Below are 26967 nucleotides of genomic sequence, written 5' to 3'. Positions count from 1 at the left end.
CGGCTTATAGCCATGTATGGATTTGAAGAAACTTACTACGTCACACTTTGATACGGAAATTACTGAAATACAATCGTTGTATTCAAACCCGTGTTCTGCGTTTTCTCCTGATAAGTGCCCAAGTAAGACATGCTGAAGGTGTAGTTGCCAGGCAATAATTCCTTGCTTGCCGTTCCGCCAACCGTAGTCCCCAGGTCCTTCCACCCTCCGGCGTAATATTTCACCGTTCCTCCGTCGAGCGGGCTCCCCGAACTGATCTTCAGCTGTACCGTCGCATTCACCGTCTGGAATACAATCGTCGCAATCGAACCCGTGTTCTGTACTTTCTCCTGATAGGTGCCCAAGTAAGACATACTGAAGGTATAGTTGCCAGGCAATAATTCCTTGCTTGCCATTCCACCAACTGTAGTCCCCAGGTCCTTCCACCCTCCGGCGTAATATTTCACCGTTCCTCCGTCGAGCGGGTTCCCCGAGCTATCCTTCAACTGTACCGTCGTGTTCACAGTCTGGAATACAACGATAGGGCTAGCTCCTGTATTCTGCACCTTTTCCATGTATGTACCTTCGTATGTCATGCTAAAGGTGTATGCTTTATCAGGCAAGTCCTTACTAATCAATCCAAAAGCGTCGGTTACCCCAAAATCCTTCCATCCGCCATCGTAGTATGTAACGATTCCACCGCTTATCGAATTCCCGCTGCTGTCTTGCAACTTAACGACTGCGGCAGTCATATTTAATTTAAAACTAACATGTTTGTCAGGTTCAACATTCCCCGCTTTATCGGTCGATCGATACATAATGTCGTAATTGCCGCTCTGATCAAACGTCACAGGTGCCGTATAAGGCTGCCACGTAGTCCCGTTATCCAGACTATACTCCGTCTTCTCCATACCCAATACATGATCGGTGGCGGTTAATGTTACCGTTACCGGACTTACGTAGCAACCATTTTGTCCATCCGATTGTGCCGGAGACACGGAAGCTATTGTAACTGGTACAGCAACATTATTTGTAATGTCCACAATCGTCATGGAGTAAGGCTTCAATTGGATCTCTCCAGAGAAAATGGAAGAAGGCGTCTCCGGTAATGGATTAACTTGTGGCGCGTCCAACCAGCTCGCATTCGGGTTGGTCAGAAACGATGGCAAAGGATTAGAGCCCCCATATTCCCAATTCGTCTTGAGATCCCTGCTTGGTATGGAAACATTGACAGGGTTCATGGTCCGATTGGCGAAAACGACCTTCTTAATTCCATTAGCGTCACCGAAACCCCATGCGCCAACATCCGCAACGTTATAATAGACATCCGTAGCAATGAATCGCAGCTTTTCATTTTGAACATTGCCTTGTGCAAGATTGAGTTTGTAATAGCTGCTATTGGAGTCAAGCAGACCTCCCAAAGCTTTAAATACATAATAATTCGGTAATTCAGTGAGATCTCCACCGGCGGTTTGCTGCACGATGCCAAACCCTTGGGGATCTACCATCGCATGTACGTCGGAAATCGTCACGGCACCCGACTCGATCATTTGCAGCACCCGTTCCATATTGTGAATCGCAAATCCTGGGGTTTTCATAAATTGTTTGCGTGCCTTTTCGTTAGGGTCTTTCTCGCCAAATAGGACAGTTGGAAGAGAGGACCACTCCGTAACCCATATTTCCTTGCCTGGGAATTGGTTTTTCTGAATAGACAGACCTTCCAATGCACTTTGATTATACGTATATAAGTATCTCATCATTTTGCTGTTCGTTAGATCAAATAGATTTGGAATGGGTGAATACACATGGACGATGATGGCGTCGTAGAAACTGCTGTCTGCCATTAGCGTTTGATTCCAAAGCGCTACGCGTCCCCCTTGTGTAGCTGCCCAATCCACATCAGGATCTGGCAGATTATTGGGGTCAGCAGCTATTCGGTCTTCCAAATCTTTGGCGACAGCCACAATCCCGATTTTAATAGTCGGATCTATGCCTTTGATTCCCTGATAGATCAATTTGCATTTGGCAATATATTCAGATACTGACGGGAAGCTTGCATCAAACAAGATGGAATAAAGCTCGTTCCCCAATTCCACATAGATCGGTTGTGTGGTTTGCTGCTTCATCTGTTGAACTTGTGCCAGGATTTCACTCACTGACTGAGAGATTACATTTATGACAAATACGTAGGGAACCTCTATCGTATTGGCGAGATGGTAGGAATCTGCCAGATATAACCCTGGGTACCCAGGCTGCAGATTCACATTCTCTACCGCCCCAACGGTTCGATTTCCATAGAATTGCTGATAACGCGGATCTTTGGAATTCATGACCGTTCCCTCGTTGTACAAGTAGTAATTTGCGCCCGTACCATCGGGTCCACGAACATTTTGAAGCTTGAGATCTAAACCCAGATTATCGAAGCTTTCCAGTTGAAAGTCAGTCACCCTTCCAACCTTAACCAGTTGTTCGTTATGTGCTCCCAAGAAATGGGATGGCAAGGCATTCGGAGTCGGATCAATCGCAAATTCGGCCATCGATACGGTTGGTTCCGGCACAGGATTCACAAGTACTTGCGTCGAAGCCGAGAATCCGCCATCTACGGTAGTAACGGTGATTATCGCTGTCCCCGCAGGCAAGGCTTTAATGGCTCTGGAAGTACTCGATCCTCCTACCAAACTTACCACGGAAGGATCACTGGACGTCCATATGGTCAACGGATTATCTACATCCGCCGGACTAACCGTAGCTGTAAGTTCCTCAGCTTCCCCCACGTATAGGGAAGTACTAGGTTTGTTGAGGGTAACACCTGTAGGCCGGACATAGACAACGATATCGCTCTTTTCCTGAAAAGAATCGTCATACGTTGCAGCAGTAACGACTGTCTGACCCTTCGCTATAGCTGTAACCACTCCTGTCTGGTCTACTGTCGCCACCTGCGTATTGCTTGAAGTCCACACCACACCTTTTCCGGTTGCATTGGTCAACTGCAGTGATTCACTATATCCACTTGCGATCCCAGTAAGTTTGGCACTCAGAATAAAGGGCGAGCTTTCATGGTTCCATATTTGTATGTTATCTAGAGTAGCCTTTACATTATACGTGGTCAGCTGCACCTTACCGAATACATAGGAAACATTGGAAATGGCTCCTGCATACGTATAATCAGGGTCGGTTGCGCTTTTCACATAAACCTGAACCCAATTATCCAAGGCGACCAATTTAATATCGTAATCCGTATCCGCGTTAAAAGTCATGACATACATCGACTGCTCCGTGCCGCCCGCTTTGACGTAGCTTAATCCGGTACTTCTGATCAATAAACGTGTATAATCGGCCTCGTTGACATACCTGAACTTCACAGAAATAAAGTTGCCTGCCAGGTTTTCGCCCCGATTGAACCTCATAGAAATCGTCTGGTTCCTCCACGTTGTTTCTGCCCCTTTCATTTCAATCAAAGAGGATGCCGTTGAGGTGGAAGACAGCCGAGAATTATCAACCGTCCAAGTCCCATACACCGCTTTCCAAACGCTCATGCCCTCGCTGAAATCGTCCTCGAGCTGCAAGATACCGGTAGGATTAATCGGATCCTTGACCACGATTTCAGCTTTATCCTGAAAGGTGTTATCATATGTTGCTGCGGTAACTACCGCCTGTCCCCGGGCGAGTGGGGTAACAGCTCCAGTCTGATCTACTGTCGCCACCTGGTTGTCGCTTGAACTCCACATCACACTTTTCCCAGTCGTATTCGTCAACTGCAGCGTTTGGCTATCCCCCTTGTTGAAAACGCTTAACTTTTTACCTAGCATAAACGGCAAGCTTTCATGGTTCCATATTTGAATGTTATCTAAAGCTGCCTTTACATTGAACGTTGTCAGTTGTACCTTTCCGAAATTGTAGGACGCATTGGAAATCGCACCCGCAACGATGTAATCAGGATCGGCAGCGCTTTTTACATATACTTGCACCAAATCGTCCAGGGCTACCAGCTTGATATCATAATCCGTTCCTGTGTTGAATGTCGTTGCATAAAAAGACTGCTCCGCTCCACCTGCTTGGATATAACTTAATCCCGTGCTTCTGATCAGCAATCGTGTATAATCCGCTTCGCTGACATACCTCAATTTGATCGAAATGAAGTTGTCGTTTGAGCTTGTCTCGAGTCTGTTAAACCTCATGGCTACCGTCATGTTCCGCCATTTGGTTAGTGTCCCTTTTGGCTCAAGCAGTGAGGAAGAAGCGGCCGGAGAAATAAGCTGCGAATGATCGATTCCCCATGCTCCGGATACGGCATTCCACAAACTCATGCCGTTGCTGAAATCGTCCTGGAACTGCAAGGCCCCTGGCGAAACAACGGGATCCTTCACATAGATATCAAATCTGACTTGTTCCAGATTATCAGCCGTGGAAGCCGTAATAGTCACCAGGCCCCTGCCTGCAGCAGTGACCACACCATTGCCATCTACGGTTGCCCTTGTCGCGTCACTAGAAGTCCAGACAACGGTTTTTCCGGTTGTGTTGATTAGCGACAAAGCAGATTGACTTCCTAAATTCAAAGCAGACAACACGCTTCCATTCGCCATAAATGCGGAAGATTGCGTATTCGATACTTTGACATTATCCAACAGCACCTTGTCGTTGGAGGTTTGGAATCTCAGCTTTCCGCTTTGTATGGGCAAGCCTGCAATCGTCCCTGCGCTCGTGTAAGTGGATTGCCCTTCCGTTTTGGCATAGATGGTTGCCGTACTTCCTGAAAGGATCATCTTTACGTCATAGTTAGTACCCACGGTAAATTTATAACTGGAAAGGTACGACTCCGCAGCTCCATTTAACGAATAACTTAACCCCGTAGGTCTGATCAACAATCCCAAATTGCTCGAGCCACTCACATACCTTGTAAAGACTCTTGTAAAACCGCCTCCTGGCGCTCCCACGATTTGGACTCGAAACTCAACAATTTGATCCTGCCAAACGGAATTCGATCCCTTCGGCTCTATTTCGTTCGTGCTGCCCGAGGTAACCCGAAGAGCGCCGTTGTCAACGACCCATGATCCTTTTACTCCCTTCCATAACGACATGCCCTCGCTAAAATCATCTTGAAACTGCAGTACGCCAGTATCTCCAGCACCAACAGCCAGACTTTCTGGTGCTCTGAATAGCAGCACAGCTAAACATACACAAAAAATCACTCCCGATACTATTTTTTTATACATACTGTAAACAGCCTCCTCTATGAATATGAATAATTAACATAAAATGTAAGCGCTTTAGTTTTATCGTGAAGCGAAAACAACAAGGTTGTTCCGTGCCGACTTGCACACAAAGCATCCTTGCTGTTCCCTCTGAACAACTACTTATTCCACAATCACACATTGCAATTCATTAGCCCCCAAACGAATCGTTTGGTTTTGGAAAGAAATAAGCTTCTCCTCAGCAGAATCATTCCAAAATACGAGAAGTCTTCTCGCATTATGAACGTATTCCGTTTTGATAATTCCTTCAGGCAGCTCCATATCGGTATCCAGTGAGAAGGTGCCGTGATAGAAAAATTCAGAGTAGCGGTCACGTAAGGCGATCAATTCCTTAATATGATTCCCATAGGCCTCAGCCGCAGTAATTGTTGCCCGAGAACGGTATATGGCAATGTCAAAGCGATATCCATACACAAAAGCGAAGTGAAGCTGCTGTTTAAAATCGCTTCGCTCATCATGCATGTAGCGATTGGACATAATCGTCTCGGGGAACGTTTGCCGGTAAAGCTCAGGGAACGACTCTTTGTCTTTAAAACTCGCGTATTGGCAGCTATGATGGAAATCCAGGAGAGGCGCATAGCAGTCGACAACGAATTCAGAGCCGAAAGCTTTATCCCCTGTGCATAATTCACGCATTTGCTTCAAATTGCGCAGCCGCCAAACCGTCTCATTATCCCCCCGGTTTCCATGATCATGTGAGGCATCGAAACAGAGATGCGGAAAATGCCCAGCGATCTGATCGTAGAAAATGGAGTCCGGATTGTAGCTTAGTTTTTGTTGACCGATCTCAATCAGGTGCTTATTCCATTCATCGGTCGCCTGACAAGCAGACACAAAGCTCTTATAGCCAAAATTGCGCAGCAGCATGCCGTCATTGTTGAATTTGTAATGCTCCCTGTACTCCATGCCGTCAATATTTTTGCGGCAAATCCGATGCCCGGTTTCCTTGTAATAGTCTGATTTTACATCGATCAATACACCATTTGTGTAAAGCGCAACACGTCCTCCCCGACGCTGCACTTCCGCAATCGCTGCTTTAAACCCTTCTTCTCCGCCAAGGGCAGGATCCGGCTCATAGACGGGATACCCGTTATCGAAGCCGCCTTTCCACCAACCGAAGAGCAGAATCATTTCCACCCCGACCGCCTTGCCTTCCTCGTAAACGCGAGGTAAATCTTCATACCGGAAGTAAATTTTGCCGAACTGATGCTTCATGATAATTCGCTGCCAACCGGGAAGCTCTTGTACCCATTCGGGTTTCTGCGGTTCACTAAACCAACCGTCCGCCCATTGCCGGTAAATGGCTGAGCCTTGCCGCCAATCCCCGGGAACGAATGCGACGACAGAGGTTGGGGAGGAAACTTCTTCTCCTCCTTGCACCAAAGGGAACTGCGAAACGGCTAGAACGAGACGCGGATCGCTGTTGCGCGGGCCTATTCCTGCGGCCAATACACATGTCGTGAAGTTGTCATCATGCCGACCTACATAGAGGAAATGCGAACCGCTCTGCACACCGAACCAAGCCATGCTGGCGAAACTCGGATAGGTCATGTCGAGCCAAATCTCATGGTTATCGCTGGACATGTATTCACTGTGAGCCCTGTCAATTGCCGTCCAAGGATCGGCGAGACGATGTCCATGCCCTTCGCTGCGGTACAAAACATCACGGCTGCGCACTTCATCCGCAACGACGGATACATCTACGAACGGGAGTTTGACCTCATTAACCCGTACTTCGCTTTGATTGGTTACCTTGTATGAGAAGTGCAACTGCTCGCCTACTACCAGGACCTGCACCCGAAACAATACAGGATACGTATTGCCGTCCTCTGCTTCGAGCTGATTGTATTGGATAGCCAATCCACCCTCAATTTCGGTTACGGTCCCGCTCTGAAGACTTGAACGAACGGACATGTCGCGAAACTCGCCATCATCGAGTTGAATTCTCCAGAAATCCGCTCCTGCACTCTCTTGTAATAGAGATCCCGCCGCCGACCAACGTACGAAGCGTCCCTGCGGATCTACAGCAAACTGTAATTGTCCTGCCTTAATTGAAAGAGTCATTTTCCAATCTGTCCTTTCCTTATCTTAGATAAAGACCGCCGTTCACATCCAGGGTAACTCCGGTTATATACTTAGCTTCGTCGCTTGCCAGGAATACCGCCGCCGCCGCAACGTCTTCAAGCTTCCCTAAGCCTAGGGGGACAGATTCCGTTAAACTCTTTACCTTCTCATCCCCATGCGTTTGAAGTAATAATTCGGTTTCAATGATGCCCGGAGCGATCGCGTTAACGGTAATGCCATAAGGAGCGGCTGTACGAGCTAGCGTTTTCGTGAAGCCGATCTGTCCGCTTTTACTAGCAGCGTAGTGAACATGACCATACAAGGCACCCTGATGTCCAACAACCGAACTGATGGAAATAATCCTTCCGCTTTTTTGCGGCATCATGATGTCCATGGCATACTTGGAGCATAAGAAGGTGCTCGTCAAGTTGTTGTTGATGATTTCATTCCAACTTTGCAGCGACGTTTCGACTATCGTTTCTGCCCTGGAAGTGCCGGCATTGTTGACCAGTATATCGAGGCGTCCATACTTCTCTACCGCCATATGAAACAGTCTCTGGACATCCTCTTCTTGGCTGACATCCGCTTGGATCACAATCGCATCCCGCCCCATCGCCTTGACCTGCTCAACAAGTTGAAGTGCGCTTTCCGTGATCTCCAGAGCGTTAATAATCACATTAGCTCCCGCTTCAGCCATACCTAAGATCATCCCGCGTCCGAGACCTTGCGATGCCCCCGTTACCATGACCACTTTGCTAGATAAATCAAACATAACGATGCTTCACCTCGGTTTCTAAAATGACTTAAAAGTAATGCTCGGCAGCCGGTGGTCGAATTTGAATAAGTTGCCCGTTATAATGCCTTAAATCGTGCGGGACAAAAGGATATTTAATGGCTGAGTCTTCATATAGTTCAATGCCTAACCCCGGTTTATCCGGGATTGTCATGTAGCCATCCTCGAAATGCAGCTGTTCATCCGTTATCTCTTTGCGCCAAGGCACATCACTTGCCATAATTTCCAGATAGAAAAAGTTAGGCGTGCAGGCAGCCAATTGCAGTGTAGCTGCGTTAGCTACGGGGCCGCTTGGATTGTGCGGGGCGAATGGAATATAGTTCGCCTCCGCCATTGCAGCAATTTTGCGGCATTCCATAATGCCGCCGGCATGGCTGATATCCGGCTGCACATAGTCAAGCGCTCTTCGCTTGAACACTTCGCTGAATCCTTGTCGCGTAAACAATCGTTCCCCGCCTGCGATGGCCACCGGTGATTTCCGTCTTACATCTACCATGGCATCCAAGTTATCTGGTGGAACTGGTTCTTCAAACCACACTGGCTTGAAAGCTTCAATCTCCTTAGCAATCTTGATCGCTGTAGGTACATTAAAACGGCCATGCCCTTCAATGAACAGATCCATATCATAACCGACAGCATCTCTCACAACGCCAATGCATTCGAGGGCCTTATCCATCTCCTCATTCGAGAGGGTCATGTACGCTTTGCCGAACGGATCCCACTTGAGCCCTTTGAATCCTCGCTCCATCGCTTCCTTGGCTTTTACACCAAAATCCTCAACGCAAGTGGCACCGGCAAACCATCCATTGGCATACACCTTCACCTTATCGTGAACCTTGCCCCCAAGCAGCCTGTGAACCGGAACGCCCAGTGATTTACCGTTTATGTCCCACAATGCCATTTCCACTGCACTAAGCGCAGACATCAGAACGGCACCGCCCCGCCAGTAGGCATCGCGATATATATTGTGATAGTGCGCTTCGATATCAAGCGGGCTTTTACCGATTAGGTAACGTTTTATATCTTCTATTGCCCCAGTTACAGCATTCTCTTTATACTCCAGCGTTGCTTCGCCAACCCCTGAAATACCTGCATCTGTATAAATTTTGACGAATACGAAGTTTGTACGGTAACAATCCACGACAAACGTATTCACGCCAGTAATTTTCATCTACGCACCCCTATGAACCTTCTTTTATTTAATCACTCTACTTCTTCTCTGGATGTTCCTTTTTATAAATTTCCGTAGCTTGCTCGATCCACTTCTGACCGCCCGCATCCAAATATTTTTTCTTCAGGGACTCGTATTCTTTGTCAAGATCACCTTTCGATACGACTAAGGAAATGAAGATTTCATTAATGATGTCATCTAATATTTTCTTTTTCTCCAATTCAACAGCAGGAATATCATAAAGATAAGCATCTTCAATCACATTGTCAGCAGCAAGCTTTAACCCGGCTTTCGTTTTATCGTTCAGCAATTGAACCGAAAAACCATTAATTCTATTCATGACTCCGTTGTAGGCGAATCCGCCCTCATTACGCAAGCTAGTTGCATCATCATAAGGTTTGATCCACGAGAACTTGCCGTTTTCCATGTTGTAATGCTTGCCCTCAATGCCTGCCCACGTCAATTTGTCACCTTCATCACTAATCAAGAAATCCAATACTTTCATCACCTCTACGGGATGTTTGGATGATTTGCTGATGTGCATCCATGGGCCTGAGTCCTCAAGGTATAAATTAAGTGTGCCTCCTTGATTGTTTGGTCCCTTAATAACGGTATACTCAAATTCCGGCTTTGGATTTTCAACATACCGAGTCAACCAGTTTTGCGTAGTCCCATTCGGAGTGAAATCGAATGCCCCCATCTTACCGTTCCATAGCTTCTCAAATTCTTTCAGATTGGAAATCGTAGCAAACTCGGGATCCATCAAGCCTTCTTTATTCAATTTGTTCAGGAACTTGATGGCATCCATAAATCCGGGCTGCAAGACCCATGGAAGCACCTTGCCATCCACCATTTTACCTCTTCCGATCGGAACGCCGTAGGCCGCAAAGAAGTGTATAAACGTTTGGTAGCCGCTTCCTCCTCCGAAGTATGCCCCCACACCAAGCGTATCCTTTTGACCATTACCGTCAGGGTCCTGATTAGCGAATGCTTTCAACACTGCATAGTATTCATCGATCGTCTTCGGAACGGGCAGCTTCAATTTATCCAGCCAGTCTTTGCGAATAGCCAAAGCACTTCCGAATCCCCAACCACGCGGAATGGCGTACACTTTGCCATCAACTTGCGTAGCGCCTTTTAAGATGGCCCCTTTGTTGTCCAAAATATTTTTCCCGTTACTTTTCAATAAATCATCCATTGGAATAATGGCCTGATTGCGAACTAAATCCTTAATTTTCGCTTTATTAGGGTTTAGGAAGGCATCGGGCATATCACTTGACGCAATCATTGTATTTAATTTCGTTTCTAGGTCTGCCGAGTCTACAGTCAAGAACTGGACATTAACACCCGTTTTTTTGCGAATTTCCTGGACTACCGCATTATCTTCTGGAAAGTTAGTCGTCTTGTCGATCAAAATTCGTACCGTTGCTGGTGCTGCTGGTTTGCTGCTCTCACCTGTTTTAGTGCCCTCTTTGCCTGTGTTCCCACCAACAGAGCAAGCGACTGTACTCAGCATCATAACGCTGACTAACCCTAACGTAACTGTCTTTTTCAACTTCACCATTCACATACGCCCCCTAGGCATGTATTTATTTTTTGTGAGCTTACAATCGCTCTTCAAAATCTAACCCTTGATGGATCCTACCATTACGCCTTTTACGTAATATTTTTGCAAAAACGGATACACCAGCAGCATCGGAATCACAGAAACAACAACCGTTGCCATTTTGACAGATTCTTCGGTGACCAAACCGATGGATGAAGCTAAGCTCTCCGTCCCTTGAACTTGCTGTAAGGAGCTGCTCTGCAGCATCGTTCGCAGAAACACTTGGAGTACTTGTTTCGCATCAGAGTTGATGTAGAGAATAGCATCAAAATACGAGTTCCAATGGGCTACTCCGTAAAACAAAGCAATTGCGGCGATAACGGGGCCCGATACGGGCAGAATGACCGAAAATAATATGCGAATCGGAGCAGCTCCATCGATGTTTGCCGATTCCTCGAGCTCGGCGGGTAAGCTCTGAAAGTAATTTTTCAAAATAATCAGGTTCCATGCACTTAGAGCAGTTGGAATAATGAGCGACCAAATCGAATCGATCAAACCGAGCTCTTTGACAATTAAGTAAGTCGGGATCATTCCCCCGCTGAACAGCATGGTGAAAAAAATCATCAGCGTAATGAAGTTTCTTCCCACAAATCTTCGAATGGATAGGGGATAAGCCAACATGGCGGTCAACACAATATTGATCGCAGTTCCTATAACTAAGCGGAAAATGGAGTTTCCATAAGCATAATAAATCCCTTTGCTCTGAAGCAGCAGTTCATATGAAGTAAGAGAGAACCCTTTCATCCATAAAAAAAGCCCTCCACCCATGGCTAGCTTTGGATCACTCAACGAATACATCAGCACATGCCAAAATGGATACAAGGTAACAATGGATACCAGCAGCATGCCTATGTTCAAAATGAAATACCATAAACGTTCCCCAAATGACTCTCTCACCAGGTGAACCTCCTTCGTACGAAATCGGTTACATCAAACCACTATCTGAATCAATTTTTTTGGCAATAAAGTTTGTAAATAAAACTAGGACTAAACTAATTAACGATTTGAACAAACCTGATGCTGTAGCCAAATCATATTTCGCTTCCTGAAAAGCCAGTTTGTAAATATACGTGTCCAAAATTTCGCTAACCTCATAAACCTGAGGGTTGTAGAGGGCAAATATTTGATCCAGACCGGTATTGAGCATACTTCCCACACGAAAAATAAGTAAAATGACAATCGTCGTCCGCAAACCCGGCAGCGTGATATGCCAAATTTGCTGCCATTTCTTTGCGCCATCCACTTTTGCCGCCTCGTACAACTGTTGATCAATCGTTGCAATGGTAGCGAGATACAGCACCGTACCAAAGCCCGCTTCCTTCCAGATATTCGATATGACAAGCAGACTCCGGAAATATTCCTTACTGCTCAGCAGGTTGAAGGTGAAGTTTTCATACCCGAAAAAACCAGCGATCTCTTTTATGACACCGGTAGAAGGAGATAAGATGGCAAACAAAATACCCGAAATAATAATCCAGGACACAAAATGAGGCAGATAAATCGACGTTTGAACGAATTTCTTATACAATTGATGCCGTAATTCATTCAGTAGAATAGACAAAATAATGGGGACCGGAAAGGCAAATACCAGTTGGTAGATCGAAATGATAATGGTATTCTTGAAAGCCCTATCGAATCCATACATGGTGAACAACGTTTTGAAATTATCCAACCCAATCCATTCGCTGGCGAAAAATCCTTGATAGATATTGTACTTTTTGAATGCTAGCAAAATGCCGTACATCGGTATGTAATGGAACACGATAAAGAACAAAATCCCTGGAATAGCCATAAGGTATAATAGCTTATCTTTCCGAATATGGGACCATTTCCTCTTCCGCTCTAGTGACTTTGAAGACCCATTAAGTTTCGTCACCGTTTGATCATACAACACGCTCAACCCCCTTCTCTTGTAAGCGTTTTAATTTTTGAACGAAAACGACATCTAGGTTTTAGATGGTTTTCCCGTTGCTTTCATTCTTGCAATCAAATCCTGTTTGGCCTTAATGACATGATCTCTGGCAATATTTGCGGCAGCTTCTGCATCTCGATTTTTCAAAGCCTCCAGCAGCATCCGATGATCGTTACTAATATCGGCCCCCCGGTTCGAACCAAATATTTGGCGCATGCTGTCAATCAGTCCCCAGTGCCGATCAATAATGCGAATCGCTTCGGGATTTTCTGCCAGGTTGTTAATGATTTTGTGAAAGCTCTCATTAAGCTTGAGGCATAATAACAAGTCGCCTTCCTCGGCTGCCCTTTCGTATTGCTCTTGAATGGCAACAAGTCTGTTGTAATCGCTATCTTTCATGAAAGGCACGCCACCCCGAACCAACATCGTTTCAATCGCCATGCGAATATCGTACATATCAGATACGAACTTCTCATTCACCTCACGTACGCTTGCACCTTTATGAGGCAGCAAACTAACGAGTCCTTCCCCTTGAAGCTGCTGGAGAGCTTCCCGAATCGGCATCTGACTAACGCCGTAACGATTGGATAAATCGACGATCCGCAAGCGTACACCAGGTTTAAATTCACCGGATAAAATATCTTCGCGCAATTTATCGCGAACCCGTGAGTAAGTCGTTTCATTTAATGCTGATTCCTGAGTTACATCCATGATTTTTTCTCCTCTTAATTTATCTCATTTGATATTTGATATAATATCACATCTGAAATAGACCTGTAAACAGAATATTTGATATTTGATCAAATATCAAATATTATTGAGTAGGTTCGATCCCTGATAGTTCATCTTGCACGATAAGAAAAACCGTCAGGGAAGATCCTCCTGACGGTCCTTTCTCGTTTAAACCCATGCTACCACTCGCTCGGATTGATACCAATCCGCCATCTTCTCGTCTGTAAAGATGAAATATATCGTTACAGACACGATTCCACTTCCCCTCGTATCTGTAACGATGAAAAATATCTTTACAGCTAGTGCACTGGCTGTTTATTGTTGCACGCTTTGCAACAATATAAATCTGAATTGGATACATCCACTCCTATAGGAAAATGCACCGTATTCTAAAGGACGGTGGCTGAAAAGAAGAGTTCTTCTGTACGTTTTCCAGTACTAGTATTGACGAACCTAGCCAAAAGGAGATCTCTCATGCCTCAGAAAACATATAAATTTTTCTCTGCACAAAAAAAGGTCCTCTACAAGTCAAATGACTTGAGAAGACCCTTTTTTATGTACTTAGGCTAATTGTTCCACGATACGATCGGTGAGCGGATACACAAGCTCCTCTTCTAAGGTGAAATGTTTGAGCAGTATTAAGCAAGCTGTCATTAATTCCGATGCCATCAAGTGTAAAAACTCCTCATCTATCGGCACTTTCATCGCATTCACACCATCTACGAAAGCCTGCACGACTCTTTTCGCCAGGTCATGATCCTGCTCTAAAACAGTCATGGAACGAGAGACAGACAGCGCTGTTGTTGGTTGTAAATAAGATTGCAGAAGAGGAAATAGTTCTTTTTCTTCCCATTCCGAATGCTGTTCCAACTCCTCAATAAGGGAAAGAATCAGATCTTGGAGTTCAATCAGCTTGCACATTCCTATTGAGCAATCCTCGAGGGAGTACAAGGAAGCAGCCATCGTTCGGATCTCGGAGAGCTGCTCGCGCATCTGCACATGCTCCTCCTTCAGACGCTCTACGAGCATTGGAAAATAGCCGGGATCCATCATGTACTCCCTATTCGTTCGAATGCTCAAACGGTCATTCATTAGACGTCCTCCTTCGAGTTTTCGTTAGAAAACTTACTTCGTAAGCACAAAAAAGCTAACCCATTCCGCATTATCATTGTATGCAGGATGGGTTAGCTAACATGCGCAGGAAATGTCTTAGAAACAAACCGTTATCGAATGCGGCTCTCCGTTAAATGAAATTGATTTACAAGCAAGAGCAGCGAGTCCGTAATCGCGCCAACATCCCCCGTCGTTTGGCGCACGTGAAGCATATCCTGCAGAAGCTCTTGCACGGTACGCTCAACCTCCGCCGAGATTTGGCGATTCTCCATGCTTACTGCCGCTACCTTCTCCATCAGCGCCACCACTTCATCCACCACCTGTGTCTTCATGGTGTCGTGCGCATTCGCGCTGCTGAGAATTTCAGACGCCGCCGCCACAATTTGCGTCCCCTCCAGAACAACCCTGGTACCTTCTTCCATCGAGATGAAGGCTTCATTCGCGTGACGTTCAATATGCTCAATGGTGTCATTGATTTCCATTGTCGACTTCTTGGTCAAATCAGCCAGCTTGCGAATCTCTCCGGCCACGACAGCGAAGCCCTTCCCATGCTCACCTACCCTCGCGGCTTCAATGGAAGCATTCAAGGAAAGCAGATTGGTTTGAGCGGAAATCTCTTCGATGACCTTAAGCAGCTTTGGAATTTCTTGGGTCGTTTGCAAAAAAGTTTGAATGGTACGATTCGTTTCAGCTACTTTCGCCGAAATATGATTCATCTTTTCGCCAATACGGTCCACTTCATCCTGCGCTACAGCAATTTGACCCGAAGCCTTCTCTTCCAATTCGCGCAGTGTCCCGCTCATATTCTGCGTTACATCCTTCGCAACATCGATGTCCTTGAGCTGACCGCGCAGCGAACGAATCATGTCATGAATCTTGGTGCTCATTCGACTAGTCGATTGTTCCGTTGAACCCGTCGAATCATTCATACGTTCCTGGCTTAGCTGAACTTCAGCCGCGGCTTGTTTCACCTGCAGCATAATCCCCTCAAGGGAATCGATCATATTATTAATCCATTTCGCCAATTCCCGCGTCTCATCACCAGCGAACTCCTGCACTTGCAGGCGCTGTGTCAAATCTCCGCTGCCCTCTGCATTAATACGGATGAACTTATTCATTTGCGCTAGCTGCCTTACGATCGGCTTGCTGCCTTTTTGCCTTATTATGCTTGCGCCTATTCCTCCATACACAAGACTTACAACAGCCATAATTACTGATCCCCAGCTACTAGAAACTTGTCCATTCAGCAGCCAAAATCCCCCTGTTGAGAGTAATATATATCCTACAATGAACCGCAGCTGCAGCTTAAGCAATTTCCAGTCAATACTGCGAATTCGGTATACTTCCTCTAGATCGCCTTCACACATCATCCCCCAAACATCCGGGCAGTGTGGAAGCTGGAAGGTAACACCTTTGCCAATGACAGAAATATGCCGATAATCGGAATAACCTGGAAACTCCACGAATAGGTTATGTCCCTTTGCAATCGTTCCCGCAACCCCCGGATGAAGCTGTCCCGTTGCCGGATCCGTAAAAATGAGCTCAAGCTCTGTATGCTCCTTTACACCAACAATGCCGTAATCTGTGCGCACGCCATCTTTTAAATTGTCACCATGGGTAAAGGTAAGATCCTCAAAACGGCTTCGAGATAACGCTGTGCCTGGGGCAATCTGTTTATTTAACACAGGCTTCGCCATAAATAAATAATTATCTCCAGAGTCCGGATACACATGTCCTGATTCACGCTGGATCAGATCGCCGAGCACATCGTTCGGGACACGTCCGCAAATGGCCCCTTTCCATATTCCGTTTACCATTATAGGTGTAATAAATGCAAGTGTCATAGCATCGTGAAACGGCGAAGTGCTTGGACCTAGCTTTAATGTAAGTGGATCGGAATAAGGTCCGAATAAGCATTTCTTACCTTTACGTGCTTCCTCTAGCCCTTTTGTAAGATCACTTCCTGAATCATAAGATTTCCCAACATGAGTGGGGGACGTGGAGTATATCACTTCTGCTTTTTCATTTACGATGAAGATCTCCGAGAAATCGGCCCCGCTCTTTGACGCAGCTGCCAACAACCGTTGAACCATCGAACCATCCTGTGTCGTTGGTCCAGGTTCAGAATCAGAGAGCTGCTCAAGCAGTCGATCCAAATTGGACCAATATGCCTCCACCCAGCTTCGTAAAATTTCAATTCTCGTATGCGCAATCCCTTCAAAGATATGTTCCACATCTTCCTTGAGATGACGATTCAGACGATACGACCACCACAAAGGCAGACCTTTTCGAAATCCAAGCCAATCAAGCATACCCCAACCCCCTATATTCACAATTCGCGTGTGACTTTATATAACATTTACTTATTCGACATTCTATAGCTGATTTCGACGTAAATCAAGATAAAATCAGAAATTTCTTGAAATCTTCAAACATTTGATCTATTTGCGCATTTCATGTCAGTTAATTTATACGTCATGTATATTGACATAATATTCTGATAAATTTACAATATAAGAAAAATCATTATTTTTCCATTTATTCGCGTCATATTTCCTAACACAAAATAAGAACTTAGATCAGAAAGGAGGCCTGGTTTCTGCTTCGGGCCCATATCCTAACGTAGCTTCCGAATGCATAGCTAAGAAACCAGGAGCTGCGATGTCCAAACCTGAGAATCTGGTCACCACCCCCTATGATCCCCGTCCTTTTTTTGATGAGATGTTTGTGAACTCGTACTCGGTAAGATCACATTATCAAAATATTTTCCTTCAGTTCATGTCCATGAAAGCGGGAAATTTGAGCAAGCGCCAAACGGCTACCATGAAACGCATGATGGAAGAAGGAATTACTTTTACACTCTACAGCCCTGATCAAGCAGAAGCATTGGAAAGAACCATCCCTTTCGATCCAATCCCACGAATCATTCCACGGGATGAATGGCTCAAGCTTGAACGAGGGCTTCAGCAGCGCGTTAAGGCGCTTAATCTGTTTCTCAAGGATATCTATCATGACCAATGCATCTTAAAGGAAGGTATTATCCCTAGGAAAATGGTTCTTTCCAACTGCTATTTCCGACCTGAAATGATGCGTCTTTCCATCCCGAATGATGTGTACGTAACCGTATCAGGTATCGATTTAATTCGTGATGAGCATGGCGAATATTTCGTTCTGGAGGATAATCTGCGATCGCCTTCAGGCTTCTCCTATTTGTACAAAAGCCGTTCCATCATGACGCACTTATTCCCTGAGCTCGTTTTTAACCATTCGATCCAAGATATTGAGATTAGCTTAAATGTGTTTCTATCCGCATTGCGCAGGCTAAGCCCTTCGGGCAAATCCGATCCTGTCATTGGCTTACTGACCCCAGGCTGCTACAATTCAGCCTATTTCGAACATACGTTCCTTGCGCAGCAAATGGGCATACAGCTTGTAGAAGGACACGATCTCGTCGTCATTGATCATAAGGTATATATTCGCGGGATCAAGGGACTCCGCCAAATCGATGTCTTATATCGAAGAATCGACGACGATTTCTTGGATCCACTCGCTTTTGATCCGAACTCGATGCTAGGTGTCGCGGGGATCATGAATGCCTATCGTGCGGGTAATATTAACATCGTGAATGCTCCTGGAACAGGCGTGGCCGACGACAAAGCCATTTATGCCTATGTGCCAGACATGATTCGTTACTATTTGAACGAAGAACCAATCCTGAATAATGTGCCTACTTATATCCTTTCTAGACCGGAAGAACGTGATCACGTGCTGCAGCATCTAGATGAAATGGTCGTCAAAGAGACATCGCTCTCTGGCGGTTACGGTATGCTCATTGGTCCTTCGGCCTCTGAGAGTGAGTTGGCTGATTTTCGGCTTAAAATTATAGCGAATCCCGATCGTTATATCGCTCAGCCAACGATCCAGCTTTCCAGAGCCCCTGTCATGATGGACGGTCAAATGGCTGCGCGGCATATCGATCTTCGGGCCTTCGTCATCGCTGGCGAGAGCATTCAGGTTATACCTGGCGGACTTACTCGTGTTGCGCTTAAAGAAGGTTCACTCGTCGTGAACTCCTCGCAAGGCGGGGGATGTAAGGACACTTGGGTCACTCATTCATAGAGAAGCAAATATTGATTGGAGGCAAGCGTTCATGGTGATGATGGGACGTACAGCGGAAGCTTTATTCTGGATCGGCAGGTATACGGAAAGAACGGAGAATCACGCAAGACTAATCGACGTGTATTATCATATTCGCGAGGAGAAGGAGACTAGCAGCGATCAATCGTGGAGCCGATTAATTGATACGATTGGTGATCGTGCCGCATTTACTGAGCAGTACGGAAGCTTCACCGAGCAGCATGTCCTCCAATATATTACACTCGATAAAAATAATTCAAATTCTTTGCTCGCTTGCACCAACCATGCTCGCTCCAACCTTCGTAATATTCGCGAGAAAATGCCCGCAGAGCTGTGGGATATTATGAATGGCTTGTATCTGTGGTTAAAAGAAAAAGAAGTCCGAGATATCACTAACGATTCGCCTCATTTGTTCTATCGTTTCATTCGTGATACCTTGTCTATGTTTCAAGGGGCGGCAACATCCGTCATGCCGCGACAAAATGAATGGCACTTCGTGGAAGCCGGAAGATATTTGGAACGTGCTGAGAACTTGCTGCGCTTACTCCAATCGTTATGTCATGATTACGCTAGGGAAGAGCTTTCTTCTTACCCGCTTATGCTGTCCGTATTGAAATCGGTTAGCGGTTATGAGTCATATCGAAGGGAACATGCAGACACCGTTAATCTAAGCAGCATTATTAAATTTCTGATGCTTCATGAAACATTTCCACGCTCGGTTAGCTTCTCTTTCCAATCCTTGGAGCGTTCCTTGCAGGGCATTCAAATGGAGGACCCCGATTTAAACCTTGCAGTACACAGGCTCGCTAAGCTAGCGGGAAAAGTAAAGGCTAACCTTGCTTGCATGGACGAAGATGATATTTTATCCGGCAAATTAGAAATGACTTTAAGTGCACTTCGGGAATCCTGTAACGTGATGGGTTTAAGGATGTCCAAAGTCTTTTTTCCCTCCCGGGAAGAGGTCATCGCATGAAAAAGCTGGAGATTACGCATATCACTCGCTATTCCTACACCGATACAGCGCAGGACAGTGTCAATGAAGTTCGTTTAACGCCTCTCACTGACAATCGTCAAGCCTGTTATCACCACGCCATCACCACGGAGCCTGCTTCTGCTTTCTTTACGTACTCGGATTTTTTTCATAATCGCGTACATGCTTTTACAGTCAATAAACTTCATCGCGAGCTAACGATTAAAATGGTGTCGACTGTCGTCACGAACGACAACGATAACATCCCATCAGGCGTCGCTTCTCCCTTCGAGGAGAAAACGCTGAGACTTGGCGATGACTTCCAGAATCAGCATGCGGAGTACTTGCTGCCTACCAGTTATACGGGTTTGACCCCTGAACTCAAGGCTTACTCAGATGCCATTTTCGATCAAGATATAAGTTTATACGAATTACTGCGTACGATCTACACAACGATTCATCGCGACTTCACCTATGATCCCTCAGCCACTTCCGTACAGACCACCGTTGGAGAAATGCTTCAATATAAGCGTGGTGTTTGTCAGGACTACTCTCATTTTATGATTGCCATTTGCCGCGATAAAGGGATTCCTGCTAGGTACGTTAGCGGTTATCACTTTGTTGGCGATCTACAAGGAGGCAACACGGAATTCACACAAGCCTCCCACGCATGGGTGGAGTGCCTGATCCCGGGAACTGGTTGGTTCGGCTACGACCCTACGAACAACTGTGAGGTCAATTGGCGCTATATTAAGCTCGGACACGGCCGCGACTACAATGATATCGTTCCCGTCAAAGGCGTCTATCGCGGTGCCGGTCAGCAAGATCTGGAAGTCATTGTTGATGTAAAGCTGATTGAGTAGTTCATTCCACATGTGATTCAGAGTTTCTGCCCCGCTTCACTCCCCCTCTTTTTTATCCCCTTTTGGCACGGACCATGTATTTAGTGTAGAATGGTGTCGAAGCTACACTAAATTGCTAAGAGGTGCTTGAATGGCTATAAGTTTCACTTTATCTATCATAAATCGATTAAAAAAAGAAATTACTGAAACTCAACAAAGAAGTATCGACGAACAGAAAAAAAAGGAAAAAGCACTTTCAAAAATAAATCAATTACAAAGGGATATAAAAATAAGTTCTTCACCCAGCGATTTAAGCAGCAAGATGTCTCGACTTAGTAAATTAAAGGATGAGATTAATAAAATCAACCTTTTACAAGTTGAATTATCCAAACAGTTGGTTCTTAAAAATGCAGCGCTAAAAGAGCAAATCTCCAAAGATCAGCAACAGGAAAACAAAAACTAGATCCTTATATGTATAGAGGGCTTGTACGTGTTCAATGAAACACGTATAAGTCCTTTTTTTGCCGTCCACTTTCATGCATGTATCAGATAATTGCCTAAAATGTTTGAAGTAAATAAAAGGAATTCAAGTTTATATGTGGAATTGTTTATACAACATACATGATCGAAGTCTAATGAATTAAATAGGAGGCTTTCAGATGAAATCGACGGGAATAGTGAGAAAAGTAGACGAGTTAGGCCGGATTGTTTTGCCGATTGAGCTGCGACGAACACTTCATATCGATATCGGTGACGCGATCGAGGTTTATGTCGATCCGGAGCGCATTACACTCAAGAAGTATATGCCAGCCTGTGTATTCTGCGGTAATTTCGAGAATATGACCTATTTCAAAGGCAAGCTGGTCTGCAGCTCCTGCGTAGAAGAAATTGTTTAGATCATGATTCCGGTTAAAATGGGATACAAAAAAGGCGTATAAAACTCATCCCGAGGTTATACGCCTTATATTTTTATTTAGAGCTAAACCAAGAAAGTCCAATGGATATTAGAATGCCTGCTATCGCGATCCAAAATAATTTTGAACGAAGTACACGTCCCAAGCTCTTATCCTGCCGATCCATAACGGCTTTCTTACGAGAGCCGCTTTCTTGCGTCTCCCCATCTAACTCATCTGTCACTTGCGTGCGCCAATTCACGAATTGAAATCCAATTCCACTAACCACAATGGAAATCATGAGTAAAATCAAAGAACCCATAAACAGTTTGTCCGATATGGACTGCATCATGCATCTAACCTCTCTGTCTTCACCTATATAGTTCTTCTATTATACTTCAAAACAGACTTTGAATACACACAAAAGCCCCAATCGAGTGAGAGTCGATTGGGGCTTGTTTACTATTTGTGGCTTAAAGTGTTTTATCGCCTGGTTTCCAGTTCGCTGGACAAAGTCCACCAGCCTGAAGCGCTTGAAGCACACGCAAAGTCTCATCTACAGAGCGCCCAACATTCATATCCGTGACCACTTGGTAGCGCAGCACGCCTTCTGGATCGATGATGAACAATCCGCGATGCGCAGCGCCGGTTTCATCGTCTAACACGCCATATGCGCGTGCTGTTTCTTTGGAGAAATCACTGACCAACGGAAACTTCACAGGACCGATGCCGCTTTGATCGCGCGGCGTTTGAGTCCAAGCTCTGTGTGTATACACACTGTCGACAGAAGCTCCAACGATTTCACAATCCAGTTCAAGGAACTGCTCGTAATTGTCACTAAAAGCTGTGATTTCGGTTGGACACACGAACGTAAAGTCGAATGGCCAGAAGAAGAAAACAAGCCATTTTCCTCTATAGTCTTCAAGCGTTATTTTCTCTTCTAAGGTTTCCATATTCTTCGTCGAAAGCAATGAAAATGAAGGTGCTGGAAGCCCTATTTTAGCAAAAGTATGTGAGGGTTGTACGGTTAATTGTGTCATGGTTAGCTCTCCTCTGTCTATTTATATGGTATGATATTAGCTTGCGATTTCGGCCAAAGCTTTTTTGAGTTTGGTAACGTTGAGACCCAAGATTTTGTGTTCGCCAATGACCGTCACAGGCAAAGACATCAAGCCTAAATCGTGAAGCTCTTGTCCGAATTGATCATTCAGATCAATGTTTCTTTCCTCGTAGGAGACATTTTGTTCCGTTAAATACTTTTTCAACTGTTGGCAATAAGGGCAATTTGTACTTGAATAAACAATGACATTAGACATCGGAATTCATCTCCTTGTGGGGTATAAGATTATTTGTACTGCGGGATTAGCTGAGCCCGTTTATTAATAAATTTATCGACCGCCATGGCTGCAATGGCTCCATCAGCAGCTGCAACAACCGCTTGCTTGACCGGTGTGCGTCTAACTTCTCCAGCCCCGAATACACCTGCAACAGATGATTGCATCGAGCTATCCAGAATCATAAAACCATCCGCGTCCAGCGGGACCTGATCCTGAAGGAAATCTGTGCCTGGTTTACTGCCGGATAGGAAGACAAACACACCATCCACTTGGATTATTTCTTCTGCTCCAGAACTCGTGCGTATCCTAAGCCCCTCTACATGCTTGTCTCCAAGCACTTCAAGCGGTTTGGCTTTGTAGAGAAAGTCAGTACCCGGCAATTCTGGGACGTGATGAACACCCTGCAGTTCAGGCCGTGGAACTATGAAGTATATTTTATCCGTAAATTTACTTAGCGCTTGTGCTTCTTCTAAGGCTTCCTCTGAATCACCAATGACAGCAACCGTTTTGCCATCGAAAAAGGCTCCATCACACGTAGCACATGTACTAACGCCTCGTCCTAACAAGCTTTCTTCCCCCGGCAGCATACGGTTGCGTCCTTTGGAACCCGTCGCAATAACGATCGACTTGCCTTCATAGATTCCGTCAGCCGTAAATACATACTTCGTATCGCCTTCCACATCTACAGCTGTAATCGTTGTTTGGATGAACTCCGCCCCAAAACCCTTCGCTTGCTCCCGCATTGTATCGAGTAAATCTTTACCTGATAACTCCCCGATGACACCCGGGTAATTTGCAATTTTGTGAGTGATGGCCAAAGCTCCTGTATTCGGTGCCTTGTCAATAACGAGTGTCTTCAGATTTCCTCTTGCTGTATAGATAGCAGCTGAGGCTCCCGCCGGTCCAGCTCCAATAATAATGACATCATACATCGCTGCGCACTCCTTTCAACCCATTGTGACTGCTTGTCCAATGAGAATCCATATCAGATAATAATTATTATAAATAAATAATATCAAAAGTCAATCCTTTTTAATAATTATTATAAATAAGGAAAGAACCCTCATGTTGTCATCCACATAAGGGCTCTCACTATTTCCTATTGGGCAGCGTAGACATGTTCTAATTCTAGAGCTACCTCTTTAATATCATAGCCGGCTAATCGAATTGCTCGGATTCGCTCATCAACCGGGACAGGATCGCTGCGCATCGCCTTCATTAGCCATTGCACCCATACAGCAATGTCTTGCTTCAAACACACGAATGCGAAAAAACCCGCTCTCAGATTCGCTTCTTCTGGTAAAACATCGGATACCACGCAGGGAACTCCTGCCGCTTGAGCTTCAATCAAAACCATGGGTAAACCATCTTTGAATGAAGGAAGGACCATGACATCAAATTCCTGAAGGAGCTCAGAAATATCGTCTCGTCGTCCTAATAGATGAACGCGGTTTTGGATCCCTTTTTGCTCGATCAGTGCTAGGATCTGAGGCCGCAATGCACCATCCCCCACCAAAATAAGCCTCGCATTCGGCACACGGTACAGCAGTTCTTCAAAAATCTCAATCAGGAATGTATGGTTCTTAGCTGAGCTAAACCGTCCAATATGGCCAATAATTGGCTCCTCTAATGAAATATCCAATTGCTCGCGGAGCGTCATGGGATTCTGTAATCTACTTGTAAATCGACCGACATCTATCCCATTACGCACCATTCTGCCGCGTTTATCTTGAGACCATTGATACCCGAATAGTGCCTGACTTGCCGTGATCGAGCTGCTTACCCAATTCGTGGCAAATCGCCGTATCATGTTTCTCTTCAACCATCGAGATACCTTAGTAGTTGAGGAAGCGTATGTATAATCACATATGCTGTGACAATGCACAATACGAATATCAATGCCAAACAGCCTTGATGTTAACAAAGTTAAGACACTAGCCTCATAAGTATGACTATGCAAAGCATGGAAGGGACCGTGATGTTGAATCGTCGATTTTAACTCATATATGTAACCCATCCAACCCGCTCTAGGCTTCTGCAGGATGAATATCCTCCCACCCAATGCTCGTATTTCTTCATCATAATCAGAAGGATTATGTGTGTGGACAACGAAATCGAATTGAATCTTCGATCGATCCATGTGCCGATATACATTCATAATAAAGCTTTGCGCTTCTCCACGATTCATATCACTAATATGATGTAATATCCGAACGGGTTGATTGCTCAACACACATTCCCCCTTAAAGTTGTACAGGCAATAGTTGAAAAAGCTGAATTAGTATTCTATGGTTTAGATGAATGTAAGCCAATGGGGAAAATCGAGAGGATTAGTAAACGAGAGAGTAATTTATGTAAGCGCTATCCAAAATGAATTGTAGCATGAAAACTACGCATTTCCTACTTAAACATTAAGATTTGATAAAGAAATTTGGGTTATTCCATCCAAAACTATGTAATGGTAACAAAATACCGAGAAACTTTCTGATAAGAAAGCATCTCGGTTCTTTAACTTTATCGTGTTGAGATTATATCGTCTAAATACCTGGATATGGTGGGTATGGATAAGTCTGGTATGGATATGGACATTGACATAGATAATCCTGGTATGGATATGGACATGGACATGTTGGATATGGATATGGATAGTAAGGCTGTGTCGCATATAAATAAGGGGCTACAACCAAAGGCAGCAGATTGTTCACTCCTCCATGCCCTGGGAAGCCATGATGACCAGGACCACCGAATCCCGGCCCAACATGACCGGGGCCAATATGACCAGGTCCTCCGATTCCTGGACCACCATGACCAGGACCGCCATGTCCAGGACCACCATGGCCGGGGCCACCATGGCCTGGACCGCCTCCGTGCCCACCTTGTGGTGGCCGTAATTCTTGCTCTTCAGGTTTCGTCATTTTCTGGATCACTCACATTCTTATATAGTTAACCGCCTACAATATTGTATGTGTGCGATTGCCTAGTTGGTGACCACTTCTCCAAAAATTGGGCGGTTACTATCTTATGCTTTGTAACAATTTTATTACTTCCGATCTTTCCAGATATCGCAGAGTCCGACGAAAAAAACAACAATTGTCGTGATCACAATAAACCGAATATCCCAAGCGTTCGGAAAATCATTCATCTTAGTACCTGAAGCACGGAGAACAAGAACAAATAAGAGCAGGACTAAATCAAAAAACATACAGTAGGCCATGCGAGCCGAAAGCTTATGAAGTGGTAGTTTATCCAAAATTTTGCCGAATCCAAAGACGTCTGACCATCTTCCGGGCTCGTTGGATTTTTTCTGGGGGGAATTGTCTTCTTGTCGATCAGAGGTCGGCTTTTGCTCGTTTTGCATCTTTCTTGCCAGCACCTTGCCTCGACTCATGGACGTCCTGCCACATCAGAATGGCTCCGCCGAAGCTAAATCCCTCTATACATATTCCCCCCAACGGAGATAATAACCCCACCTCCCAAGTCATCACAAAAGCTAGAAAACTCACTACTAGTAAAAGAAGTGAACCTGTCTTTTTCATTGAATTGCCTATCATAATCTCTTGCACCTCCCTTATCGTAAGATCTTATAGTATATGAGAGATTACTAGATTCGGTGATAGATAAAAACCGTTCATCTCCCTGACTCAGGATAAGAAACGGTTTAGGATTCGTGGGTAATAAATTAATTCGTTCCTACTCCAACTGTAATGAATTCACTAAGAAAAATTGGTTATAAACATCTAAGCAGTTGGTAATAACACCGTATTCCAAAGATAATAAGCGTTTTCCTTAGACATATAATCGAGCTTAGCCAGTAACTTAGCATCATGAGCTTGAGTCTTTCCATATGAAGGAATTACATTCTTACTAATGAAACGAAAGAAGCCCTTTAGGATTTTCCCCAAAGAACTTCTTCATCTTACTTTTTACGGCTGAGTTCCGTCTGCTTTCGCTGTAGAATACGTTACTACCGCTGCATCTAATGCTGCTGCCGCATCTGTTACTTGTTGCGCTGTTGTTGCTGCAGTCTTAGCTGTTGTTGCTGTTGTGATTGCATTTACTAATGCATCATTTACCGCTTGTGTTACCCATTTTGAAGTTGCTGGAACATCTGTGCCATCTGCACTGATTACAACACTTGCTTTAGCTGCATTTGCTGCTGTGATTGC

General features: G+C 45.0%; 23 protein-coding genes. 5 read left to right on the top strand and 18 right to left on the bottom strand.

Translation table 11 applies throughout. The features are described from left to right. Window positions 1-59: 59 nt before the first annotated feature. From GC098_RS25270 to GC098_RS25225, 10 genes are all read right to left on the bottom strand, one after another. Window positions 60-5192 carry an Ig-like domain-containing protein gene (locus GC098_RS25270; protein WP_171645980.1) on the bottom strand — a complete coding sequence of 1711 codons (5133 nt, stop codon included), beginning with the start codon at window positions 5190-5192 and terminating at the stop codon, window positions 60-62. Window positions 5193-5333: 141 nt separating this feature from the next. Continuing rightward, on the bottom strand, window positions 5334-7295 hold the full coding sequence (locus GC098_RS25265; RefSeq protein ID WP_171645979.1) for a DUF6259 domain-containing protein: 1962 nt from the start codon (window positions 7293-7295) through the stop codon (window positions 5334-5336). Window positions 7296-7314: 19 nt separating this feature from the next. Continuing rightward, window positions 7315-8067 (bottom strand): SDR family NAD(P)-dependent oxidoreductase, encoded by a 753-nt coding sequence (locus GC098_RS25260; protein ID WP_171645978.1) that lies wholly within the window; start codon window positions 8065-8067, stop codon window positions 7315-7317. Between the two features lie 31 nt (window positions 8068-8098). Beyond that, window positions 8099-9259, bottom strand: coding sequence for a galactonate dehydratase (gene dgoD, locus GC098_RS25255; RefSeq protein WP_171645977.1), 1161 nt, complete (start codon window positions 9257-9259; stop codon window positions 8099-8101). A gap of 37 nt (window positions 9260-9296) precedes the next feature. After that, a complete protein-coding gene (locus tag GC098_RS25250) occupies window positions 9297-10823 on the bottom strand; it encodes an extracellular solute-binding protein (RefSeq protein ID WP_171645976.1) in 1527 nt (508 codons plus the stop codon). 60 nt (window positions 10824-10883) lie between these two features. Then, window positions 10884-11762, bottom strand: coding sequence for a carbohydrate ABC transporter permease (locus GC098_RS25245; protein WP_312880331.1), 879 nt, complete (start codon window positions 11760-11762; stop codon window positions 10884-10886). Between the two features lie 28 nt (window positions 11763-11790). Further along, window positions 11791-12759: an ABC transporter permease gene (locus tag GC098_RS25240; protein ID WP_312880330.1), complete on the bottom strand. Its 969-nt coding sequence runs from the start codon at window positions 12757-12759 to the stop codon at window positions 11791-11793. 51 nt (window positions 12760-12810) lie between these two features. Beyond that, entirely contained in the window at window positions 12811-13488 is a 678-nt protein-coding gene (locus GC098_RS25235) for a GntR family transcriptional regulator (RefSeq protein ID WP_171645975.1), read from the bottom strand. 582 nt (window positions 13489-14070) lie between these two features. Beyond that, on the bottom strand, window positions 14071-14601 hold the full coding sequence (locus GC098_RS25230) for a hemerythrin domain-containing protein (RefSeq protein ID WP_171645974.1): 531 nt from the start codon (window positions 14599-14601) through the stop codon (window positions 14071-14073). Window positions 14602-14732: 131 nt separating this feature from the next. After that, window positions 14733-16934 (bottom strand): methyl-accepting chemotaxis protein, encoded by a 2202-nt coding sequence (locus GC098_RS25225; protein ID WP_171645973.1) that lies wholly within the window; start codon window positions 16932-16934, stop codon window positions 14733-14735. Between the two features lie 349 nt (window positions 16935-17283). On the opposite strand from GC098_RS25225, the gene GC098_RS25220 reads away from it, so the two are divergent. From GC098_RS25220 to GC098_RS25200, 5 genes are all read left to right on the top strand, one after another. Next, window positions 17284-18741 (top strand): circularly permuted type 2 ATP-grasp protein, encoded by a 1458-nt coding sequence (locus tag GC098_RS25220; protein ID WP_171645972.1) that lies wholly within the window; start codon window positions 17284-17286, stop codon window positions 18739-18741. 31 nt (window positions 18742-18772) lie between these two features. Further along, the gene (locus GC098_RS25215; protein WP_171645971.1) at window positions 18773-19732 is read left to right on the top strand and encodes an alpha-E domain-containing protein; all 960 of its coding nucleotides are present in this window, start codon (window positions 18773-18775) and stop codon (window positions 19730-19732) included. Further along, window positions 19729-20592: a transglutaminase family protein gene (locus tag GC098_RS25210; RefSeq protein ID WP_171645970.1), complete on the top strand. Its 864-nt coding sequence runs from the start codon at window positions 19729-19731 to the stop codon at window positions 20590-20592. Before GC098_RS25215 ends, GC098_RS25210 begins: the two co-directional genes overlap by 4 nt. 130 nt (window positions 20593-20722) lie before the next feature. Continuing rightward, window positions 20723-21034 (top strand): hypothetical protein, encoded by a 312-nt coding sequence (locus GC098_RS25205; RefSeq protein WP_171645969.1) that lies wholly within the window; start codon window positions 20723-20725, stop codon window positions 21032-21034. A gap of 196 nt (window positions 21035-21230) precedes the next feature. Beyond that, window positions 21231-21467 carry an AbrB/MazE/SpoVT family DNA-binding domain-containing protein gene (locus GC098_RS25200; protein WP_047677188.1) on the top strand — a complete coding sequence of 79 codons (237 nt, stop codon included), beginning with the start codon at window positions 21231-21233 and terminating at the stop codon, window positions 21465-21467. A gap of 73 nt (window positions 21468-21540) precedes the next feature. Here GC098_RS25200 and GC098_RS25195 read toward each other — a convergent pair whose 3' ends face one another. The 8 genes from GC098_RS25195 to GC098_RS25160 all read right to left on the bottom strand — a co-directional run. Beyond that, entirely contained in the window at window positions 21541-21816 is a 276-nt protein-coding gene (locus GC098_RS25195; RefSeq protein ID WP_171645968.1) for a hypothetical protein, read from the bottom strand. Window positions 21817-21937: 121 nt separating this feature from the next. Continuing rightward, complete coding sequence (locus GC098_RS25190) at window positions 21938-22504, bottom strand: peroxiredoxin (RefSeq protein WP_171645967.1); 567 nt, start codon at window positions 22502-22504, stop codon at window positions 21938-21940. Between the two features lie 36 nt (window positions 22505-22540). Then, entirely contained in the window at window positions 22541-22780 is a 240-nt protein-coding gene (locus GC098_RS25185) for a glutaredoxin family protein (RefSeq protein WP_029196850.1), read from the bottom strand. 29 nt (window positions 22781-22809) lie between these two features. Continuing rightward, complete coding sequence (locus GC098_RS25180; protein WP_171645966.1) at window positions 22810-23733, bottom strand: NAD(P)/FAD-dependent oxidoreductase; 924 nt, start codon at window positions 23731-23733, stop codon at window positions 22810-22812. A 167-nt stretch (window positions 23734-23900) separates the two neighbouring features. Next, window positions 23901-25031 (bottom strand): glycosyltransferase, encoded by a 1131-nt coding sequence (locus GC098_RS25175; RefSeq protein ID WP_171645965.1) that lies wholly within the window; start codon window positions 25029-25031, stop codon window positions 23901-23903. A 307-nt stretch (window positions 25032-25338) separates the two neighbouring features. Continuing rightward, a complete protein-coding gene (locus GC098_RS25170) occupies window positions 25339-25716 on the bottom strand; it encodes a hypothetical protein (protein WP_171645962.1) in 378 nt (125 codons plus the stop codon). 125 nt (window positions 25717-25841) lie between these two features. Continuing rightward, window positions 25842-26189 (bottom strand): hypothetical protein, encoded by a 348-nt coding sequence (locus GC098_RS25165; RefSeq protein WP_171645964.1) that lies wholly within the window; start codon window positions 26187-26189, stop codon window positions 25842-25844. 535 nt (window positions 26190-26724) lie between these two features. After that, window positions 26725-26967: hypothetical protein (locus GC098_RS25160; protein WP_171645963.1), on the bottom strand; the 243-nt coding region annotated here is incomplete at its 5' end.

The sequence above is a fragment of the Paenibacillus phytorum genome, from assembly GCF_013141715.1.
GTDB lineage: Bacteria > Bacillota > Bacilli > Paenibacillales > NBRC-103111 > Paenibacillus_E > Paenibacillus_E phytorum.
The sequence above is the reverse complement of the archived record's forward strand: the minus strand, read 5'-3'. Positions and strand labels throughout refer to the sequence as shown.

What these genes read in the sequence shown, in the direction of transcription:
- GC098_RS25270 (WP_171645980.1), bottom strand. Translation starts at nt 5,192, where the DNA reads ATGTATAAAAAAATAGTATCGGGAGTGATTTTTTGTGTATGTTTAGCT.
- GC098_RS25265 (WP_171645979.1), bottom strand. Translation starts at nt 7,295, where the DNA reads ATGACTCTTTCAATTAAGGCAGGACAATTACAGTTTGCTGTAGATCCG.
- GC098_RS25260 (WP_171645978.1), bottom strand. Translation starts at nt 8,067, where the DNA reads ATGTTTGATTTATCTAGCAAAGTGGTCATGGTAACGGGGGCATCGCAA.
- dgoD (WP_171645977.1), bottom strand. Translation starts at nt 9,259, where the DNA reads ATGAAAATTACTGGCGTGAATACGTTTGTCGTGGATTGTTACCGTACA.
- GC098_RS25250 (WP_171645976.1), bottom strand. Translation starts at nt 10,823, where the DNA reads ATGGTGAAGTTGAAAAAGACAGTTACGTTAGGGTTAGTCAGCGTTATG.
- GC098_RS25235 (WP_171645975.1), bottom strand. Translation starts at nt 13,488, where the DNA reads ATGGATGTAACTCAGGAATCAGCATTAAATGAAACGACTTACTCACGG.
- GC098_RS25230 (WP_171645974.1), bottom strand. Translation starts at nt 14,601, where the DNA reads ATGAATGACCGTTTGAGCATTCGAACGAATAGGGAGTACATGATGGAT.
- GC098_RS25225 (WP_171645973.1), bottom strand. Translation starts at nt 16,934, where the DNA reads ATGCTTGATTGGCTTGGATTTCGAAAAGGTCTGCCTTTGTGGTGGTCG.
- GC098_RS25220 (WP_171645972.1), top strand. Translation starts at nt 17,284, where the DNA reads ATGTCCAAACCTGAGAATCTGGTCACCACCCCCTATGATCCCCGTCCT.
- GC098_RS25215 (WP_171645971.1), top strand. Translation starts at nt 18,773, where the DNA reads ATGGTGATGATGGGACGTACAGCGGAAGCTTTATTCTGGATCGGCAGG.
- GC098_RS25210 (WP_171645970.1), top strand. Translation starts at nt 19,729, where the DNA reads ATGAAAAAGCTGGAGATTACGCATATCACTCGCTATTCCTACACCGAT.
- GC098_RS25205 (WP_171645969.1), top strand. Translation starts at nt 20,723, where the DNA reads ATGGCTATAAGTTTCACTTTATCTATCATAAATCGATTAAAAAAAGAA.
- GC098_RS25200 (WP_047677188.1), top strand. Translation starts at nt 21,231, where the DNA reads ATGAAATCGACGGGAATAGTGAGAAAAGTAGACGAGTTAGGCCGGATT.
- GC098_RS25195 (WP_171645968.1), bottom strand. Translation starts at nt 21,816, where the DNA reads ATGATGCAGTCCATATCGGACAAACTGTTTATGGGTTCTTTGATTTTA.
- GC098_RS25190 (WP_171645967.1), bottom strand. Translation starts at nt 22,504, where the DNA reads ATGACACAATTAACCGTACAACCCTCACATACTTTTGCTAAAATAGGG.
- GC098_RS25185 (WP_029196850.1), bottom strand. Translation starts at nt 22,780, where the DNA reads ATGTCTAATGTCATTGTTTATTCAAGTACAAATTGCCCTTATTGCCAA.
- GC098_RS25180 (WP_171645966.1), bottom strand. Translation starts at nt 23,733, where the DNA reads ATGTATGATGTCATTATTATTGGAGCTGGACCGGCGGGAGCCTCAGCT.
- GC098_RS25170 (WP_171645962.1), bottom strand. Translation starts at nt 25,716, where the DNA reads ATGACGAAACCTGAAGAGCAAGAATTACGGCCACCACAAGGTGGGCAC.
- GC098_RS25165 (WP_171645964.1), bottom strand. Translation starts at nt 26,189, where the DNA reads ATGAGTCGAGGCAAGGTGCTGGCAAGAAAGATGCAAAACGAGCAAAAG.